Annotated in this window: 14 protein-coding genes; all 14 read right to left on the bottom strand. The window is 68.2% G+C overall.

The features are described 5' to 3' along the window. Positions 1 to 34: 34 nt before the first annotated feature. On the bottom strand, positions 35 to 316 hold the full coding sequence (gene rpsS / locus GA0070608_RS13395) for a 30S ribosomal protein S19 (protein WP_091627706.1): 282 nt from the start codon (positions 314 to 316) through the stop codon (positions 35 to 37). Between the two features lie 12 nt (positions 317 to 328). Further along, a complete protein-coding gene (rplB, locus tag GA0070608_RS13390; RefSeq protein WP_091627702.1) occupies positions 329 to 1,168 on the bottom strand; it encodes a 50S ribosomal protein L2 in 840 nt (279 codons plus the stop codon). A gap of 12 nt (positions 1,169 to 1,180) precedes the next feature. After that, the gene (gene rplW / locus GA0070608_RS13385; RefSeq protein WP_088998352.1) at positions 1,181 to 1,483 is read right to left on the bottom strand and encodes a 50S ribosomal protein L23; all 303 of its coding nucleotides are present in this window, start codon (positions 1,481 to 1,483) and stop codon (positions 1,181 to 1,183) included. Further along, complete coding sequence (rplD, locus tag GA0070608_RS13380) at positions 1,480 to 2,130, bottom strand: 50S ribosomal protein L4 (protein WP_091627698.1); 651 nt, start codon at positions 2,128 to 2,130, stop codon at positions 1,480 to 1,482. Before rplD ends, rplW begins: the two co-directional genes overlap by 4 nt. After that, positions 2,127 to 2,792: a 50S ribosomal protein L3 gene (gene rplC / locus GA0070608_RS13375; RefSeq protein WP_091627695.1), complete on the bottom strand. Its 666-nt coding sequence runs from the start codon at positions 2,790 to 2,792 to the stop codon at positions 2,127 to 2,129. Before rplC ends, rplD begins: the two co-directional genes overlap by 4 nt. An 11-nt stretch (positions 2,793 to 2,803) precedes the next feature. Continuing rightward, entirely contained in the window at positions 2,804 to 3,112 is a 309-nt protein-coding gene (gene rpsJ, locus GA0070608_RS13370; protein ID WP_007073037.1) for a 30S ribosomal protein S10, read from the bottom strand. A gap of 350 nt (positions 3,113 to 3,462) precedes the next feature. Next, positions 3,463 to 4,656: an elongation factor Tu gene (tuf, locus tag GA0070608_RS13365; RefSeq protein ID WP_091627692.1), complete on the bottom strand. Its 1,194-nt coding sequence runs from the start codon at positions 4,654 to 4,656 to the stop codon at positions 3,463 to 3,465. Between the two features lie 218 nt (positions 4,657 to 4,874). After that, positions 4,875 to 6,971, bottom strand: a complete 2,097-nt coding sequence (fusA, locus tag GA0070608_RS13360) for an elongation factor G (RefSeq protein WP_091627689.1) — start codon at positions 6,969 to 6,971, stop codon at positions 4,875 to 4,877. Between the two features lie 75 nt (positions 6,972 to 7,046). Beyond that, on the bottom strand, positions 7,047 to 7,517 hold the full coding sequence (gene rpsG, locus GA0070608_RS13355) for a 30S ribosomal protein S7 (protein ID WP_091627686.1): 471 nt from the start codon (positions 7,515 to 7,517) through the stop codon (positions 7,047 to 7,049). 1 nt (position 7,518) lies between these two features. Further along, the gene (rpsL, locus tag GA0070608_RS13350; protein WP_014440718.1) at positions 7,519 to 7,893 is read right to left on the bottom strand and encodes a 30S ribosomal protein S12; all 375 of its coding nucleotides are present in this window, start codon (positions 7,891 to 7,893) and stop codon (positions 7,519 to 7,521) included. A 523-nt stretch (positions 7,894 to 8,416) separates the two neighbouring features. Next, positions 8,417 to 8,836, bottom strand: a complete 420-nt coding sequence (locus GA0070608_RS13345) for a hypothetical protein (protein ID WP_091627682.1) — start codon at positions 8,834 to 8,836, stop codon at positions 8,417 to 8,419. A gap of 374 nt (positions 8,837 to 9,210) precedes the next feature. Then, the gene (locus GA0070608_RS13340; RefSeq protein WP_091627677.1) at positions 9,211 to 9,582 is read right to left on the bottom strand and encodes a hypothetical protein; all 372 of its coding nucleotides are present in this window, start codon (positions 9,580 to 9,582) and stop codon (positions 9,211 to 9,213) included. Positions 9,583 to 9,693: 111 nt separating this feature from the next. Next, positions 9,694 to 13,581, bottom strand: a complete 3,888-nt coding sequence (locus GA0070608_RS13335) for a DNA-directed RNA polymerase subunit beta' (RefSeq protein WP_091627674.1) — start codon at positions 13,579 to 13,581, stop codon at positions 9,694 to 9,696. 80 nt (positions 13,582 to 13,661) lie between these two features. Further along, positions 13,662 to 17,093: a DNA-directed RNA polymerase subunit beta gene (rpoB, locus tag GA0070608_RS13330; protein WP_091627669.1), complete on the bottom strand. Its 3,432-nt coding sequence runs from the start codon at positions 17,091 to 17,093 to the stop codon at positions 13,662 to 13,664. Between the last annotated feature and the right edge of the window lie 214 nt (positions 17,094 to 17,307).

The following is a 17,307-nucleotide window of genomic DNA, read 5'->3' as shown; positions in this document are numbered from 1 at the left end:
AACCCCTTGTTCCTCTATCCGTATGCCCGCGGCGTCAGCGCCGACGGCTCTTCCGGTCGTCCTTCTCGTGACCCTTGAACGTGCGGGTCAGCGCGAACTCGCCGAGCTTGTGCCCGACCATCGCCTCGGTCACGAACACCGGGACGTGCTTGCGTCCGTCGTGCACGGCGATCGTGTGACCCAGCATGTCCGGGATGATCGTCGAGCGCCGCGACCAGGTCTTGATGACGTTCTTCGAGCCCTTGTCGTTCTGCGTCTCCACCTTCTTGAGCAGGTGGTCGTCGACGAACGGGCCCTTCTTCAGGCTGCGAGGCATGTCTTATCTCCCTCAGCCGCGCTTACGCGTGGCGTAGCGGCGGCGGACGATCAGCCGGTCACTCGGCTGGCCCTTACGACGGGTGCGGCCCTCAGGCTTACCCTGCGGGTTGACCGGGTGGCGACCACCGGAGGTCTTACCCTCACCACCACCGTGCGGGTGGTCGACCGGGTTCATCGCGACACCACGGACGGTCGGGCGCTTGCCCTTCCACCGCATCCGGCCGGCCTTGCCCCAGTTGATGTTCGACTGGTCGGCGTTGCCGATCTCGCCGATGCTCGCGCGGCAGCGGACGTCGACCCGCCGGATCTCGCCGGACGGCATGCGCAGGGTCGCGTACACACCCTCACGGCCGAGCAGCTGGATGCCGACACCGGCCGAGCGGGCCAGCTTGGCCCCGCCACCCGGACGCAGCTCCACGTTGTGGATCGTGGTGCCGACCGGGATGTTGCGCAGCGGCAGGTTGTTGCCCGGCTTGATGTCCGCGCCCGGACCCGACTCGACGCGGTCGCCCTGCTTCATGTCCTTCGGCGCGAGGATGTAGCGCTTCTCGCCGTCGGCGTAGTGCAACAGCGCGATGCGCGCGGTGCGGTTCGGGTCGTACTCGATGTGGGCGACCTTCGCCGGTACGCCGTCCTTGTCGACCCGCTTGAAGTCGATCAGACGGTACTGGCGCTTGTGACCGCCACCGTGGTGCCGCGCGGTGATCCGGCCGTGGGCGTTACGCCCGCCCTTCTTCGGCAGCGGAGCCAGCAGCGACTTCTCGGGCGTCGACCGGGTGATCTCAGCGAAGTCGGCGACGCTGGAGCCACGCCGGCCCGGCGTCGTCGGCTTGTACTTACGGATAGCCATTGTCTACACCCCTCAGCTGACCGGGCCGCCGAAGGCCTCGATACGGTCACCGTCAGCCAGCTTGACGATCGCCCGCTTGGTGGCCTTGCGCTGACCGAAGCCGGTCTTGGTGCGCTTGCGCTTGCCCTGGCGGTTGAGCGTGTTGACCGTCAGGACGCGGACGTCGAAGATCTGCTGGATCGCGATCTTGATCTCGGTCTTGTTCGCGTCCGGGTGCACCAGGAAGGTGTACCAGTTACGGTTCAGCTCGCTGTAGCTCTTCTCCGAGACGACCGGCGCCACGATGATGTCGCGCGGGTCGGCGATCGTGCTCACTTGCCACCCTCCTCGGTGGTCTCGGCGGGAACACCCAGGAACTCGTCCAGGGCGTCCTTGGTGAAGACCACGTCGTCGGCCACCAGCACGTCGTACGTGTTGAGCTGGCCGGCCTCGATCAGGTGCACCCGCGGCTCGTTGCGCAGCGACACCCAGTTCAGCTCGTCGGTGCTGCTCAGCACGACCAGGACCCGGCGGGCCTCGGTCAGCTTCACCAGCGTGGCCAGAGCGGCCTTGGTCGACGGCTTCTCGCCCGAGACGAACGCCTCGACGACGTGCACCTGCCCGGCGCGGGCCCGGTCGGAGAGGGCGCCACGCAGGGCGGCGGCCTTCATCTTCTTCGGGGTCCGCTGGCTGTAGTCGCGCGGCACGGGGCCGTGCACGACGCCACCGCCGGCGAACTGCGGCGCGCGGATCGAGCCCTGACGGGCGCGACCGGTGCCCTTCTGCTTGTACGGCTTCTTGCCGCCACCGGCGACCTCGCCGCGGGTCTTGACCTTGTGCGTGCCCTGCCGGGCCGCCGCGAGCTGAGCCACCACGACCTGGTGCATCAGCGCGAGGTTGGCCTGGACGTCGAAGATGTCGGCGGGCAGCTCGACGGAGCCGCTCTTGGAGCCTTCGACGGTGAGGACGTCAACGGTGGTCACTTGGCCGCACCGCCCTTCTTCGCCTTGGTCTTGGCCGCGGTACGGACCAGGACCAGCGCGCCCTTGGGGCCGGGAATGGCGCCACGGACGAGCAGGAGGTTCTTCTCGGTGTCGACCGCCTGGACGGTCAGGTTCTGAACGGTGTAGCGCACGCCACCCATCCGGCCGGCCATCCGGGTGCCCTTGAAGACACGACCCGGGGTGGCGCAGGCGCCGATGGAGCCGGGCGAGCGGTGCTTGCGCTCGACACCGTGGCTGGCGCGCAGACCGTGGAAGCCGTGCCGCTTCATCGGGCCGGCGTAGCCCTTGCCCTTGGTCTTGCCGGTCACGTCGATGGAGACGCCGGCCGGGAACTCCTCGACCGTGATCTCCTGGCCGAGTGAGTAGTCCGCCGCGTCGCCGGTGCGCAGCTCGACGATGTGCCGGCGCGGCGCGACGTCGGCCTTCGCGTAGTGCCCGCTGATCGGCTTCTTGACCTTGCGCGGGTCGATCGTGCCGTACGCGAGCTGGACCGCGGAGTAACCGTCCTTCTCGGCGCTACGAACCTGGCTGATGACGCACGGGCCGGCCTCGACCACGGTCACCGGGACAACACGGTTGTTGTCCCAGACCTGGGTCATGCCGAGCTTGGCGCCCAGGATCCCCTTGACTTGCCTGTCCATTTGTCCGGTCCCTACAGCTTGATCTCGATGTCGACGCCAGCCGGCAGGTCGAGGCGCATGAGCGAGTCGACCGTCTTCGGGGTCGGGTCGATGATGTCGATCAGCCGCTTGTGCGTGCGCATCTCGAAGTGCTCGCGCGAGTCCTTGTACTTGTGCGGCGAGCGGATAACGCAGAAACGGTTGATCTCCGTGGGCAGCGGCACCGGGCCCGCGACCTGCGCCCCGGTACGCGTCACCGTCTCGACGATCTTCCGAGCCGAGGAGTCGACGACCTCGTGGTCATAGGCCTTGAGCCGGATGCGGATCTTCTGTCCCGCCATGGTGGCTTCTGTTCCTTCTCTCGATGCCGCTGTGTTGCGGGCGCCTGTGCCGGCTGGCACAGGCCCACTTCGCCGACCCCCGCGGTCGGGCGTGTCGCGCCCTCGGGCCAGACTCCGCCCCGGGACTCCGGAGCGACTCTGACCGCACGGTGGGTCAAGGCGTCGATCGCACTACCGCGACCTGAACGCCGTGCGAGGGTGGTTGACGGACGGGCCGTCAACCACCCCACGCTCGACTGTCCTCCCGCCCGGAGGTTCAGCGAAAGCCGAACGCGGGCAGCGAACTGTCGTTACGCAACCTGACTAGTATGCCGCACGACCGGCGGCGGGTCTAATCGGGGTTACCTAGCTCACTTGATGATCTTGGTGACGAACCCGGCGCCGACGGTGCGGCCACCCTCACGGATCGCGAACTTGAGGTTCTCGTCCATGGCGATGGGCTGGATCAGCTTCACCGTCATCGTGGTGTTGTCGCCCGGCATGACCATCTCGGTGCCCTCAGGCAGCGTGACGACGCCGGTGACGTCCGTGGTCCGGAAGTAGAACTGCGGGCGGTAGTTCTGGAAGAACGGGGTGTGCCGGCCGCCCTCCTCCTTGGAGAGGATGTAGACCGTCGCCTCGAACTCCGTGTGCGGGGTCGTGGTGCCCGGCTTGATGACCACCATGCCGCGCTCGACGTCCTCGCGCTTGGTACCACGCAGCAGGAGGCCGACGTTCTCGCCTGCGCGGGCGTCGTCCAGGGTCTTCCGGAACATCTCGATCGCGGTGACCTTGGTCTTGAAGCCCTTCTCGCGGATGCCGACAACCTCGACGTCCTCGTTCGGGAGCAGCACGCCACGCTCGACACGACCGGTGACGACGGTGCCACGACCGGTGATCGTGAACACGTCCTCGACGGGCATGAGGAACGGCTTCTCGGTCTCGCGCTCCGGCTGCGGAATCGCGGTGTCGACCGCGTTCATCAGCTCGAGCAGCTTCTCGGTCCAGACCGGGTCGCCCTCGAGCGCCCTCAGCGCGGAGACCTGGACGACCGGCAGGTCGTCACCCGGGTACTCCTGCGACGAGAGCAGCTCACGGACCTCGAGCTCGACGAGCTCCAGGAGCTCCTCGTCGTCGACCATGTCGCTCTTGTTGAGCGCCACGACGATGTACGGCACGCCGACCTGACGGGCCAGCAGCACGTGCTCGCGGGTCTGCGGCATCGGGCCGTCGGTCGCCGCGACCACCAGGATCGCGCCGTCCATCTGGGCGGCACCGGTGATCATGTTCTTGATGTAGTCGGCGTGACCGGGGCAGTCGACGTGCGCGTAGTGCCGCGACTCGGTCTGGTACTCGACGTGTGCGATCGAGATCGTGATGCCGCGGGCCTTCTCCTCCGGCGCCTTGTCGATCTCGTCGAACGGCGTGTACGGGTTCAGGTCCGGGTACTGGTCGTGCAGGACCTTGGTGATGGCCGCCGTCAGCGTCGTCTTACCGTGGTCGATGTGACCAATGGTGCCGATGTTGACGTGCGGCTTAGTCCGCTCGAACTTAGCCTTCGCCACTGGGTCCTCCTGTGGACTTCTTGGTTCGTTCGCCCCGGCGCGCCGGTCGGCGCTTAGGACTCTGTCGACAGCCTTTCCGGCCTGCGGCCGGAGAGCTTTGGTGGGTTCTGCGGCGATGAAGCCTACAGGCCCGGTCTCACACATCCCGACCGAGGTGGCCGCGAGCGGGAACACCCTCCCGCGACCAGCCTCGGATCATCGATCACTTCAGGTGAGGGTCACTCACCCGTCGCCTTGGCGATGATCTCCTTCGCGACCGAGGACGGAACCTCGGCGTAGGAGTCGAACTGCATGCTGTAGCTAGCCCGGCCCTGAGTCTTTGACCGCAGGTCGCCGACGTAGCCGAACATCTCCGACAACGGCACCAGAGCCCGGACGACGCGGGCGCCGCTGCGCTCCTCCATCGCCTGGATGATGCCACGACGGGAGTTGATGTCGCCGATGACGTCACCCATGTTCTCCTCAGGGGTGGTGACCTCAACAGCCATCATCGGCTCGAGCAGTGCGGGGTCGGCCTTGCGGGCCGCCTCCTTCATCACCATCGAGCCGGCGATCTTGAATGCCATTTCCGACGAGTCGACCTCGTGGTACTGGCCGTCCAGCAGGGTGAGCTTGACACCCACCAGCGGGAAGCCGGCGAGGATGCCGTACTGCATGGCGTCCTGCGCGCCCGCGTCCACCGACGGGATGAACTCCCGGGGGATGCGGCCACCGGTCACCGCGTTGGCGAACTCGTAGGTCGGGGCGTCGTTGCCGAGCGGCAGCGGCTCCAGGCTGATGATCACCCGAGCGTACTGGCCGGAACCACCGGTCTGCTTCTTGTGGGTGTACTCGACCTTGTCCACCTTGCGGCGGATGGTCTCGCGGTACGCCACCTGCGGCTTGCCGATGTTGGCCTCGACGTTGAACTCGCGGCGCATCCGGTCGACCAGGATGTCCAGGTGCAGCTCGCCCATGCCGGAGATGACCGTCTGACCGGTCTGGTCGTCCAGCTTGACGCGGAAGGTCGGGTCCTCCTCGGCCAGCCGCTGGATGGCGGTGCTGAGCTTCTCCTGGTCGGCCTTGGTCTTCGGCTCGATGGCGACCTCGATGACCGGCTCCGGGAAGGTCATCGACTCCAGGATGACCGGCTTCGCCGGGTCGCACAGGGTGTCACCCGTGGTGGTCTGCTTCAGACCCTGTACCGCGATGATGTCGCCAGCCTGGGCCGAGCCGCGCTCTTCCCGCTTGTTGGCGTGCATCTGGTAGATCTTGCCGATCCGCTCCTTGCGGTCCTTGGTGGAGTTGACCACCTGGGAGCCGGACTCGAGCGTGCCGGAGTAGATCCGGACGTAGGTGAGCTTGCCGAGGTGCTTGTCCGTCTGGATCTTGAAGGCCAGGCCGGAGAACGGCTCAGCGGCAGACGGCTTACGCAGCAGCGGGGTCTCGCCGTCGGTGGCCAGACCCTCGATCGCCGGGATGTCCAGCGGCGACGGCAGGTACGCGACGACCGCGTCCAGCATCGGCTGGATGCCCTTGTTCTTGAAGGCCGTGCCGGTGAGGACCGGGTTGGCCTTGCCGGCGATGGTGGACCGACGGATGGCGGCCTTGATCTCCTCGACGGAGATCTCCTCGCCCTCCAGGTACTTCTCCATCACCGCGTCGTCGACGTCGGCGAGGGTCTCCACCAGCTTCTCGCGCCACTCCACGGCGGAGTCGGCGAGATCTGCCGGGATCTCCTCGATCGCGTAGTCGTCACCCTTCTGGGTCTCCCCGCGCCAGGTGAGGGCCCGCATCTCGACCAGGTCGACCACGCCGATGAAGTCGGACTCGGCGCCGATCGGGATCTGGAGCACCAGCGGGGTGGCGTTGAGCCGGTCGATCATCATCTGCACGCAGCGGAAGAAGTCGGCACCGGTCCGGTCGAGCTTGTTGACGAAGCACATCCGAGGGACGTTGTACTTGTCGGCCTGGCGCCAGACGTTCTCCGTCTGGGGCTCCACGCCGGCGACACCGTCGTAGACAGCGACCGCACCGTCCAGCACCCGCAACGACCGCTCGACCTCGACCGTGAAGTCGACGTGGCCGGGCGTGTCGATGATCTGGATCGTGTGGCCCTTCCACTCACACTTGGTGGCAGCGGAGGTGATGGTGATGCCACGCTCCTGCTCCTGCTCCATCCAGTCCATGACGGCGCCGCCCTCGTGGACCTCACCGATCTTGTACGTGATGCCGGTGTAGAACAGGATCCGCTCGGTGGTCGTGGTCTTACCGGCATCGATGTGCGCCATGATGCCGATGTTGCGTACGTTGGCGAGCGCGTCTGCGGCGGCCACTTCAATCCCTACTTATCGTCGTCCCGACACAACTGGTGGCGGTTCCGGCGCCGCGAGGGCGCCGGAACCAGGGTGTTACCAGCGGTAGTGCGCGAAGGCCTTGTTGGACTCGGCCATCTTGTGCGTGTCCTCGCGCCGCTTGACGGCGGCACCGAGACCGTTGCTCGCGTCCAGCAGCTCGTTCATCAGCCGCTCGATCATGGTCTTCTCGCGCCGGGCGCGGGAGTAGGTGACCAGCCAGCGCAGGCCCAGGGTGGTCGCCCGGGAGGGGCGGACCTCGACCGGAACCTGGTAGGTGGCGCCACCGACACGACGGCTGCGTACCTCGAGGGTCGGCTTGACGTTGTCCATCGCCCGCTTGAGGGTGACGACCGGGTCGGTGCCGGACTTCTCCCGGCAGCCTTCGAGGGCGGCGTAGACGATGCGCTCGGCGAGCTGACGCTTACCGCGCAGGAGAATCTTGTTCACCAACTGGGTGACCAGCGGCGAGTTGTACACCGGGTCAGCGACCAGCGGATTCCGCGGAGCGGGTCCCTTACGCGGCATGTCAGCTCTTCTCCTTCTTCGCGCCGTAACGGCTGCGCGCCTGCTTGCGGTTGCGGACACCCTGGGTGTCCAGCGAACCGCGGACGATCTTGTAACGCACGCCGGGGAGGTCCTTCACACGGCCGCCGCGGACGAGCACGATCGAGTGCTCCTGCAGGTTGTGGCCGACGCCCGGGATGTAGGCGGTCACCTCGATCTGGCTGCTGAGCTTGACACGAGCGACCTTGCGCAGTGCCGAGTTCGGCTTCTTCGGGGTGGTGGTGTACACGCGGGTGCACACGCCGCGCCGCTGAGGGGAACCCTTCAGCGCCGGGGTCTTGGTCTTACTCGTCTTCGCCTGGCGGCCCTTTCGGACCAGCTGCTGGATCGTGGGCACCGGGTTTCTCCGCTCCCTTCGACCGCCTGGTGGCGGCCGCACCGTCTGCTGTAGCCGACCTGTTGGCCGACTCCCCTACATTCCGGCCAGGGCCACCTCGCGGTGGTCCCGGCACCCGCGGTCGGGCGTGTCGCCCAGCTCACGGTCCCGGCGACGACGCTCGCGCGTGCCGACGGGTCTTGCACCGACGCACGGCAGGCCGCGCGCCGGATATTTGGCTTTGTCGTGCTCCCACGCGATCTCCGGCTTACCGGATCCAGCGCACGCACGAGTTGCCCGGGCATGCCCGGGCACAAGGGGAAAGAGTACCTACCACAACCGCACAGGTCAAAACGGAGCGGCTGGCGGGGCGTCCACCGCCCGCCGATCGAACCCGTCGCGCCTACTTGCCCGTGGTGGGCACCTACCGGGCCCGAGCCCACCCATGATGGGCACCTACGGACCCGAGTGTACCGGCTTCCCCACTGACCGGCCCGTCGGCCCCGTCACGGCGACGGTCACGCCCCACGGCCGGGCGCAGCCGTCACCGGAGCGCCAGCAACAACGCCAGCCCCAGGCCGAGCAGGCTGAGCAGCAGCCCCGCCCCGCCACAGCTGACCCCGGCCACCGCCAGGCCCCGACCGGTGAACCGGACCGCCGGCGGCGCCGCCGGACGTCGGATCTGCCGCAACCCCAGCAACCCGGCGACGACGGCGCCCGTGCCGGCCAGGACGCCCAGCAGCGTGAAGGCGCCGGCCGCCCAGGCGCCACCCATGCCGCTGACCGCCCCGAGACAGATCACCAGCATCGCGACCAGCGTCGAGGCGATCCCGGCCACCAGGGAACCCACGGCCAGGCCGGAGGTGACCGGCGGCACGTCGAGCTGCACCACGCCGAACGGCGTGCCCCCGACCGGGTCGACCCGCTTCGGCGGCCGGACGGCCTCGCGCGGCGGCGGGGGCACCGGGGCCGGCCCCCGGCCCGCAGCCGGGGACGGGCCCGCTCCCGCGGGCGAGGTGCCCCAGTGCGGCGCCAGGCCCGGATCCCGAGCCGGGTACGAAGCGCCCCAGTGCGACGCCGACGGCGGGTACCCCGGCGCGCCGGGCGGGGCGCCGGAGCCCCCGTCGGGTCGCGCCCACTGCGTCCCGCCGGGCGGGGCGGCATCCGGATTCGCGGCGAGGGGCGCCGCGGGATCGCTGCCCGGGTGGCGCGCCGGTTCCGTCACGGGTCCTCCTGTCGACGTCTCGGCGTCCACCGCCACGCGACGGACATCCGGGCCAGGCTACCGCCGCCGGCCGGAGGGCCGGCGTCCGGCGCGACCGTGCCCTGCGGCGGCGGTCAGTCCACGTTCGGTGCGAAGTCCTGCCCGTAGGGTGTGTCAGCGAGCCGGACCACCCCGAACACCACCGCGACCACCACGCTGACGGTGACCAGCACGAGGCCCGTCCAAGCCAGCCGCTCCCCCCGGCGCAGCCAGGCCGCGCCGGTCAGGAACCCTCCCGATGCGTACGCCTCCCGGCGTGCCTGGCGGGCGAGCTGGAGCGCCAGCGTGGCCGGCACCACGCCGCCAACGAACAGGCCGGTCAACGCGCCGATCAGGCCCAGTGCGAAGACCGCCCGCGCCTTGGTGGCCCGGGCCGGATCCGGGTCGAGCGGATGGCGGGGCAGCCCCGGCTGGGCGACGGGCGCCTGCCCGGGTGCGGTCGTCATGCCCCCATCATGCCCCGGCCCGGTCCGCCGCGACGCCCGCACGGGCCACCCCGGCCCTGGGACACGGCGAGGCCCCCGGCGGGTGCCGGGGGCCTCGTCGATTCGTGCTGCCTAGCGGTACGACCCGAAGTCGAAGTCGTCCAGCGGAACCGCCTGGCCGCTGGCCGGTCCGAAGCCGTAGTCGGTCTCCGGGTAGCCGGTCATCGAGTAGACCTTGGCCTTCGCCTCCTCGGTCGGCTCGACCCGGACGTTGCGGTACTTGCTGATGCCCGTACCGGCCGGGATGAGCTTGCCGATGATCACGTTCTCCTTGAGGCCGACGAGCGAGTCGCTGCGCGAGTTGATCGCCGCGTCGGTCAGCACCCGGGTGGTCTCCTGGAAGGAGGCCGCCGAGAGCCAGGAGTCGGTGGCCAGCGAGGCCTTGGTGATACCCATCAGCACCGGACGGCCGGCGGCGGGCTCGCCGCCCTCCGAGACGAGCCGGCGGTTCTCCGACTCGAACAGCGCCCGGTCGACCAGCACGCCCGGCAGGAACTCGGTCGAGCCGGAGTCGATGACCGTCACCCGCTTGAGCATCTGGCGGATGATGATCTCGATGTGCTTGTCGTGGATGAGCACACCCTGCGAGCGGTAGACCTCCTGGACCTCCTGGGTCAGGTGGACCTGGACCGCGCGCGGGCCGAGGATGCGCAGCAGCTCGTGCGGGTCGATGGTGCCCTCGGTGAGCTTCTCGCCGACCTCGACGTGACCGCCGTCGTGGGTCCGCAGCCGGACCCGCTTGGAGATCTTGTCGTAGACGATCTCCTCGCTGCCGTCGTCCGGCACCACGATGATCTTCCGCGAGCGCTCGCCGTCCTCGATCCGGATCCGGCCCGGGGTGTCGGCGATGGGCGCCTTACCCTTCGGGACCCGGGCCTCGAAGATCTCCTGGACACGCGGCAGACCCTGGGTGATGTCCTCACCCGCGACACCACCGGTGTGGAAGGTACGCATCGTCAGCTGCGTGCCCGGCTCACCGATCGACTGGGCGGCGATGATGCCGACCGCCTCGCCGACGTCCACGGTCTTGCCGGTCGGCAGCGAGCGGCCGTAGCACGCACCGCAGACGCCCAGCTTCGACTCGCAGGTGAGCACGCTGCGCACCCGCACCGTCTCCGTCCCGGCGGCGACGATCTTGTCGACCAGGATGGAGTTGATGTCCTGACCCCGCTCGGCGACGACGACGCCGTCCGGCCCCTTGATGTCGTCGGCCAGCGTCCGCGCGTGCACGCTGGTCTCGGCGTGCTCGTGCACGGCCAACTTGCCGTCGAGCCGCTCACCGATCTGCATCGGGATCGCGCGGTCGGTGCCGCAGTCCTCCTCGCGGATGATGACGTCCTGCGAGACGTCCACCAGACGCCGGGTCAGGTAACCCGAGTCGGCGGTACGCAGAGCGGTGTCCGCGAGACCCTTACGGGCACCGTGCGTGGAGATGAAGTACTCCAGCACGGACAGACCCTCCCGGTAGCTGGCCTTGATCGGCCGCGGGATGATCTCGCCCTTCGGGTTGGCCACCAGACCACGGATCGCCGCGATCTGCCGGAGCTGGAGGAGGTTACCGCGGGCACCCGAGTGGATCATCTTCCACAGCGGGTTCTCCTGCGGCAGCGCGGTGTCCATCTCCTTGGCGACCTCGTTGGTCGCCTTGGTCCAGATCTGGATGAGCTCGCCGCGACGCTCCTCCGGGGTCATCAGACCGCGCTGGTACTGCTTGTCGATCTGGTCGGCTTCCTTCTCGTACCGCTCCAGGATCTCCCGCTTGCGCGGCGGGGCGATGACGTCCTCCATGCCGATCGTCACGCCGGACCAGGTGGCCCAGTGGAAGCCGGCCTCCTTGAGCCCGTCCAGGGTGGCGGCCAGCGCCACCTTGGGGAAGCGCTCGGCGAGGTCGTTGACGATCGCGGAGAGCTGACCCTTGCGGATCTCGTAGTTCACGAAGCGGTAGCCCTGCGGCAGCGTCTCGTTGAACAGCACCCGGCCCAGGGTGGTCTCCACGGTCAGCGGCTCGCCCTCGACCCAGCCCTCCGGGGCGGTCCACGGCTCGGCGCCGGCGCCGTTGTCGACCTCGACCACGCCACGCAGACGGATCTTCACCGGGGCCTGCAGGTGCAGCTCGCCGTTGTCGTACGCCATCCGCGCCTCGGCGTCCGAGCTGAACGGCCGCCCCTCGCCCTTCTCGCCCTCGGTGCGGTGGGTGAGGTGGTAGAGGCCGATCACCATGTCCTGGGTGGGCATGGTGACGGGCTTGCCGTCGGCCGGCTTGAGGATGTTGTTCGACGACAGCATCAGGATCCGCGCCTCGGCCTGGGCCTCGGCGGACAGCGGCACGTGCACCGCCATCTGGTCACCGTCGAAGTCGGCGTTGAACGCGGTGCAGACCAGCGGGTGGATCTGGATGGCCTTGCCCTCGACCAGCTGCGGCTCGAAGGCCTGGATGCCCAGGCGGTGCAGGGTCGGCGCCCGGTTCAGCAGGACCGGGTGCTCGCCGATGACCTCTTCCAGCACGTCCCACACGACCGGCCGCTGCCGCTCGACCATCCGCTTGGCGGACTTGATGTTCTGCGCGTGGTTGAGGTCGACCAGCCGCTTCATCACGAACGGCTTGAACAGCTCCAGCGCCATCTGCTTGGGCAGGCCGCACTGGTGCAGCTTGAGCTTCGGGCCGACCACGATGACCGAACGGCCCGAGTAGTCGACGCGCTTGCCCAGCAGGTTCTGCCGGAACCGGCCCTGCTTGCCCTTGAGCATGTCGGACAGCGACTTCAGCGGGCGGTTGCCCGGCCCGGTGACCGGCCGGCCGCGGCGGCCGTTGTCGAACAGCGCGTCGACGGCCTCCTGGAGCATCCGCTTCTCGTTGTTGACGATGATCTCGGGCGCGCCGAGGTCGATCAGCCGCTTGAGACGGTTGTTCCGGTTGATCACACGGCGGTACAGGTCGTTCAGGTCGGACGTCGCGAAGCGGCCACCGTCGAGCTGCACCATCGGGCGCAGGTCCGGCGGGATGACCGGCACGCAGTCGAGCACCATGCCGAGCGGCGAGTTGCGGGTGTTCAGGAACGCCGCGACGACCTTGAGCCGCTTGAGCGCCCGGATCTTCCGCTGACCCTTGCCGGAGCGGATGGTCTCGCGCAGGTTCTCGGCCTCGGCGTCGAGGTCCATGTTCTGGACCAGCGCCTTGATGGCCTCGGCGCCCATGCCGCCGGTGAAGTACTCGCCGAACCGGTCCCGCAGCTCGCGGTAGAGCAGTTCGTCGGTGACGAGCTGCTTCGAGTCCAGCTTGCGGAAGGTGTCCAGCACCTCGTCCAGGCGGTCGATCTCGCGCTGGGCCCGGTCGCGGATCTGGCGCATCTCGCGCTCTCCGCCCTCCTTGACCTTGCGCCGGACGTCCGCCTTGGCACCCTCGGCCTCCAGCTCGGCCAGGTCGGCCTCGAGCTTGGTGGCCCGCTTCTCGATCTCCGAGTCGCGGCTGTTCTCGGCCTGCCGCTTCTCGGCCAGGATCTCGTTCTCGATCGTCGAGAGGTCACGGTGACGCGACTCGGCGTCCACGCTGGTCACGACGTACGAGGCGAAGTAAATGATCTTTTCGAGGTCCTTGGGGGCGAGATCCAGCAGGTAGCCCAGCCGGCTCGGCACGCCCTTGAAGTACCAGATGTGGGTCACCGGCGCGGCGAGCTCGATGTGCCCCATCCGCTCACGCCGGACCTTCGACCGGGTCACCTCGACACCGCAGCGCTCGCAGATGATGCCCTTGAACCGGACCCGCTTGTACTTACCGCAGTAGCACTCCCAGTCCCGCTGCGGACCGAAGATCTTCTCGCAGAAGAGCCCGTCCTTTTCCGGCTTCAGGGTGCGGTAGTTGATCGTCTCAGGCTTCTTGACCTCACCGTGCGACCACTGACGGATGTCGTCGGCGGTGGCGAGGCCGATGCGCAGCTCGTCGAAGAAGTTGACGTCGAGCACTATGTCCCCTATGTCGTCGTCTGTACTGCTAGCTAGTGGGTGGGGTCGGGAGCCGGCGAGCCGGCTCCCGACCGCTCACCTCAGACCTCTTCGACCGAGCTCGGCTCGCGCCGGGACAGGTCGATGCCCAGCTCCTCAGCGGCGCGGAACACCTCGTCGTCGGTCTCACGCATCTCCAGGGCCACGCCGTCGCTGGACAGCACCTCGACGTTGAGGCACAGCGACTGCAGCTCCTTGAGCAGCACCTTGAACGACTCCGGGATGCCCGGCTCCGGGATGTTCTCGCCCTTGACGATGGCCTCGTAGACCTTGACCCGGCCGAGGACGTCGTCGGACTTGATCGTCAGCAGCTCCTGCAGGGCGTACGCGGCGCCGTACGCCTGCATCGCCCAGCACTCCATCTCGCCGAAGCGCTGACCACCGAACTGCGCCTTACCACCCAGCGGCTGCTGCGTGATCATCGAGTACGGGCCGGTCGACCGAGCGTGGATCTTGTCGTCGACCAGGTGGTTGAGCTTCAGGATGTAGATGTAGCCGACCGCGATCGGGTCCGGCAGCGGCTCACCGGAGCGGCCGTCGAACAGCTGCGCCTTGCCGCTGGAACCGATCAGCTGGTTGCCGTCCCGGTTGGGCAGGGTCGACGCCAGCAGGCCGGAGATCTCCTCCTCGCGGGCACCGTCGAAGACCGGCGTGGCCACGTTGGTGTCCGGCTCCGACTCGTGCGCCTCGATGGAGCGCAGCTGGCGCTTCCAGTCGGTGTCGTCGCCGTCGACGCTCCAGCCCGTCTTCGCCACCCAGCCGAGGTGCGTCTCCAGCACCTGGCCGATGTTCATCCGGGACGGCACACCCAGCGGGTTGAGCACGATGTCGACCGGCGTGCCGTCCTCCAGGAACGGCATGTCCTCGATCGGCAGGATCTTGGAGATGACGCCCTTGTTGCCGTGCCGGCCGGCGAGCTTGTCACCGTCCTGGATCTTCCGCTTCTGGGCGACGTAGACCCGGACCAGCTCGTTGACGCCCGGCGGCAGCTCGTCGCCGTCCTCACGGGAGAAGGTACGCACGCCGATGACCGTGCCGGTCTCGCCGTGCGGCACCTTCAGCGAGGTGTCCCGCACCTCGCGCGCCTTCTCACCGAAGATCGCGCGGAGCAGCCGCTCCTCCGGGGTCAGCTCGGTCTCGCCCTTGGGCGTGACCTTGCCGACCAGGATGTCACCGGGGACGACCTCGGCCCCGATCCGGATGATGCCGCGCTCGTCGAGGTCGGCGAGCATTTCCTCGCTGACGTTCGGGATGTCGCGGGTGATCTCCTCCGGGCCGAGCTTGGTGTCCCGGGCGTCGACCTCGTGCTCCTCGATGTGGATCGAGGTGAGCACGTCCTGCTGCACGAGGCGCTGCGACAGGATGATCGCGTCCTCGTAGTTGTGGCCCTCCCAGCACATGAACGCCACGAGCAGGTTGCGCCCGAGCGCCATCTCGCCCTCGTCCGTGCACGGACCGTCGGCGATGACCTGGCCGGCCTCGACCCGGTCGCCCTCGAAGACGACCGGCTTCTGGTTGACGCAGGAGCCGGCGTTGGAGCGGCGGAACTTGTGCAGCAGGTACGTGCGGCGGTGGCCGTCGTCCTGGTGGATGGTGATGTAGTCGGCGCAGAGGTCCTCGATGACGCCGCCGACCTCGGCGACGACCACGTCACCGGCGTCGACTGCGGCGCGGTACTCCATGCCGGTGCCGACCAGCGGCGACTCGGCCTTGACCAGCGGCACGGCCTGGCGCTGCATGTTCGCGCCCATCAGTGCCCGGTTGGCGTCGTCGTGCTCGAGGAACGGGATCATCGCGGTCGCGACCGAGGTCATCTGCCGCGGCGAGACGTCCATGTAGTCGACGGCGCTGGGGACCACGTCCTCGGTCTCGCCGCCCTTACGGCGACACAGGACCCGGTCCTCGGCGAAGGTGCCGTCGGCCTTGAGCGGCGCGTTGGCCTGGGCCTTGACGAACCGGTCCTCCTCGTCCGCGGTCAGGTAGTCGATCTGGTCGGTGACCCGACCGTCGACGACCTTCCGGTACGGCGTCTCGATGAAGCCGAACGGGTTGACCCGGGCAAAGGTGGACAGCGCGCCGATCAGGCCGATGTTCGGGCCTTCCGGCGTCTCGATCGGGCACATCCGGCCGTAGTGGGACGGGTGCACGTCGCGGACCTCGAAGCCGGCCCGCTCCCGGGACAGACCACCCGGGCCGAGCGCGCTCAGCCGGCGCCGGTGGGTCAGGCCCGCCAGCGGGTTGGTCTGGTCCATGAACTGGGACAGCTGCGAGGTGCCGAAGAACTCCTTGATCGCCGCCACCACCGGGCGGATGTTGATCAGGGTCTGCGGCGTGATCGCCTCGACGTCCTGGGTGGTCATCCGCTCGCGGACGACGCGCTCCATCCGGGACAGACCGACCCGGACCTGGTTCTGGATCAGCTCACCCACGGTACGCAGGCGCCGGTTGCCGAAGTGGTCGATGTCGTCGGCCTCGTAGCCGTCCTCACCGGCGTGCAGCCGGCAGAGGTACTCCACGGTGGCGACGATGTCGTCCTCGGTCAGGGTGCCGGTGGTGATCGGCACTCCCACCTCGAGCTTCTTGTTGAACTTGTAACGACCGACCTTGGCGACGTCGTACCGCTTCGGGTTGAAGAAGAGGTTGTCGAGCAGGGTCTGGGCGTTCTCGCGGGTCGGCGGCTCGCCAGGGCGGAGCTTCCGGTAGATGTCTAGCAACGCCTCGTCCGCGCCGGCGATGTGGTCCTTCTCGAGCGTGGTCATCATCAGCTCGGACCAGCCGAACCGCTCGCGGATCCGCTCGGCCGACCAACCGACGGCCTTGAGCAGGACGGTGACGGCCTGCCGGCGCTTGCGGTCGATGCGGACGCCGACCGTGTCGCGCTTGTCGATGTCGAACTCCAGCCAGGCGCCCCGGCTGGGAATGACCTTGACGCTGGTGAGGTCGCGGTCGGAGGTCTTGTCCGGCTGCTTGTCGAAGTAGACGCCGGGGGACCGGACGAGCTGGCTGACCACGACGCGCTCGGTGCCGTTGATGATGAAGGTGCCCTTCGGCGTCATCATCGGGAAGTCACCCATGAACACCGTCTGGCTCTTGATCTCGCCGGTGGTGTTGTTGGTGAACTCCGCGGTCACGAACAGCGGCGCGCAGTAGGTCAGGTCCTTCTCCTTGCACTCCTCGATCGAGGCCTTGACCTCGTCGAAGCGCGGAGCCGAGAAGGAGAGCGACATGGTGCCGGAGAAGTCCTCAATGGGACTGATCTCGTCGAGGATCTCCGCGAGACCCGAGCGTGCGTGCGGGTCGTCCGCCGACCGGCCCTGCCAACCCTCGTTGCCGACGAGCCAGTCGAAGGACTCGTTCTGGATGGCGAGGAGGTTGGGGACCTCGAGGTGTTCGGTGATCCTGCCGAATGAAACTCGGCGGGGAGCGAATGCGCTCGACGTACGACTGGTCTTCGCAGGGCGGGAAGCTGCCAAGATGCGTCCTTCCGAGGACCGGTGCTGCAGAACGGCTGGTACGCGTGCACTCCAATGACCCCACCGGAAATATCCGTAAACGGACATTTCCGAGCAGGGGTCAAGTCGGAAGGCAGCGCAAACTAGCAGTGTAGCCGAGAGGCTAACCGCTGTCCAGCCCAACCCGCAGGTCGTCGCGGAACGTGCCTCGGGATCCCTGAAACCAGGGTCTCAC

The organism is Micromonospora peucetia (assembly GCF_900091625.1).
Lineage (GTDB): Bacteria > Actinomycetota > Actinomycetes > Mycobacteriales > Micromonosporaceae > Micromonospora > Micromonospora peucetia.
The sequence above is the reverse complement of the archived record's forward strand: the minus strand, read 5'-3'. Positions and strand labels throughout refer to the sequence as shown.

Excerpts from the sequence above, each read along its gene's own strand:
- rpsS (WP_091627706.1), bottom strand. The coding sequence starts at position 316 with ATGCCTCGCAGCCTGAAGAAGGGCCCGTTCGTCGACGACCACCTGCTC.
- rplB (WP_091627702.1), bottom strand. The coding sequence starts at position 1,168 with ATGGCTATCCGTAAGTACAAGCCGACGACGCCGGGCCGGCGTGGCTCC.
- rplC (WP_091627695.1), bottom strand. The coding sequence starts at position 2,792 with ATGGACAGGCAAGTCAAGGGGATCCTGGGCGCCAAGCTCGGCATGACC.
- rpsJ (WP_007073037.1), bottom strand. The coding sequence starts at position 3,112 with ATGGCGGGACAGAAGATCCGCATCCGGCTCAAGGCCTATGACCACGAG.
- rpsG (WP_091627686.1), bottom strand. The coding sequence starts at position 7,517 with ATGCCGCGTAAGGGACCCGCTCCGCGGAATCCGCTGGTCGCTGACCCG.
- GA0070608_RS13340 (WP_091627677.1), bottom strand. The coding sequence starts at position 9,582 with ATGACGACCGCACCCGGGCAGGCGCCCGTCGCCCAGCCGGGGCTGCCC.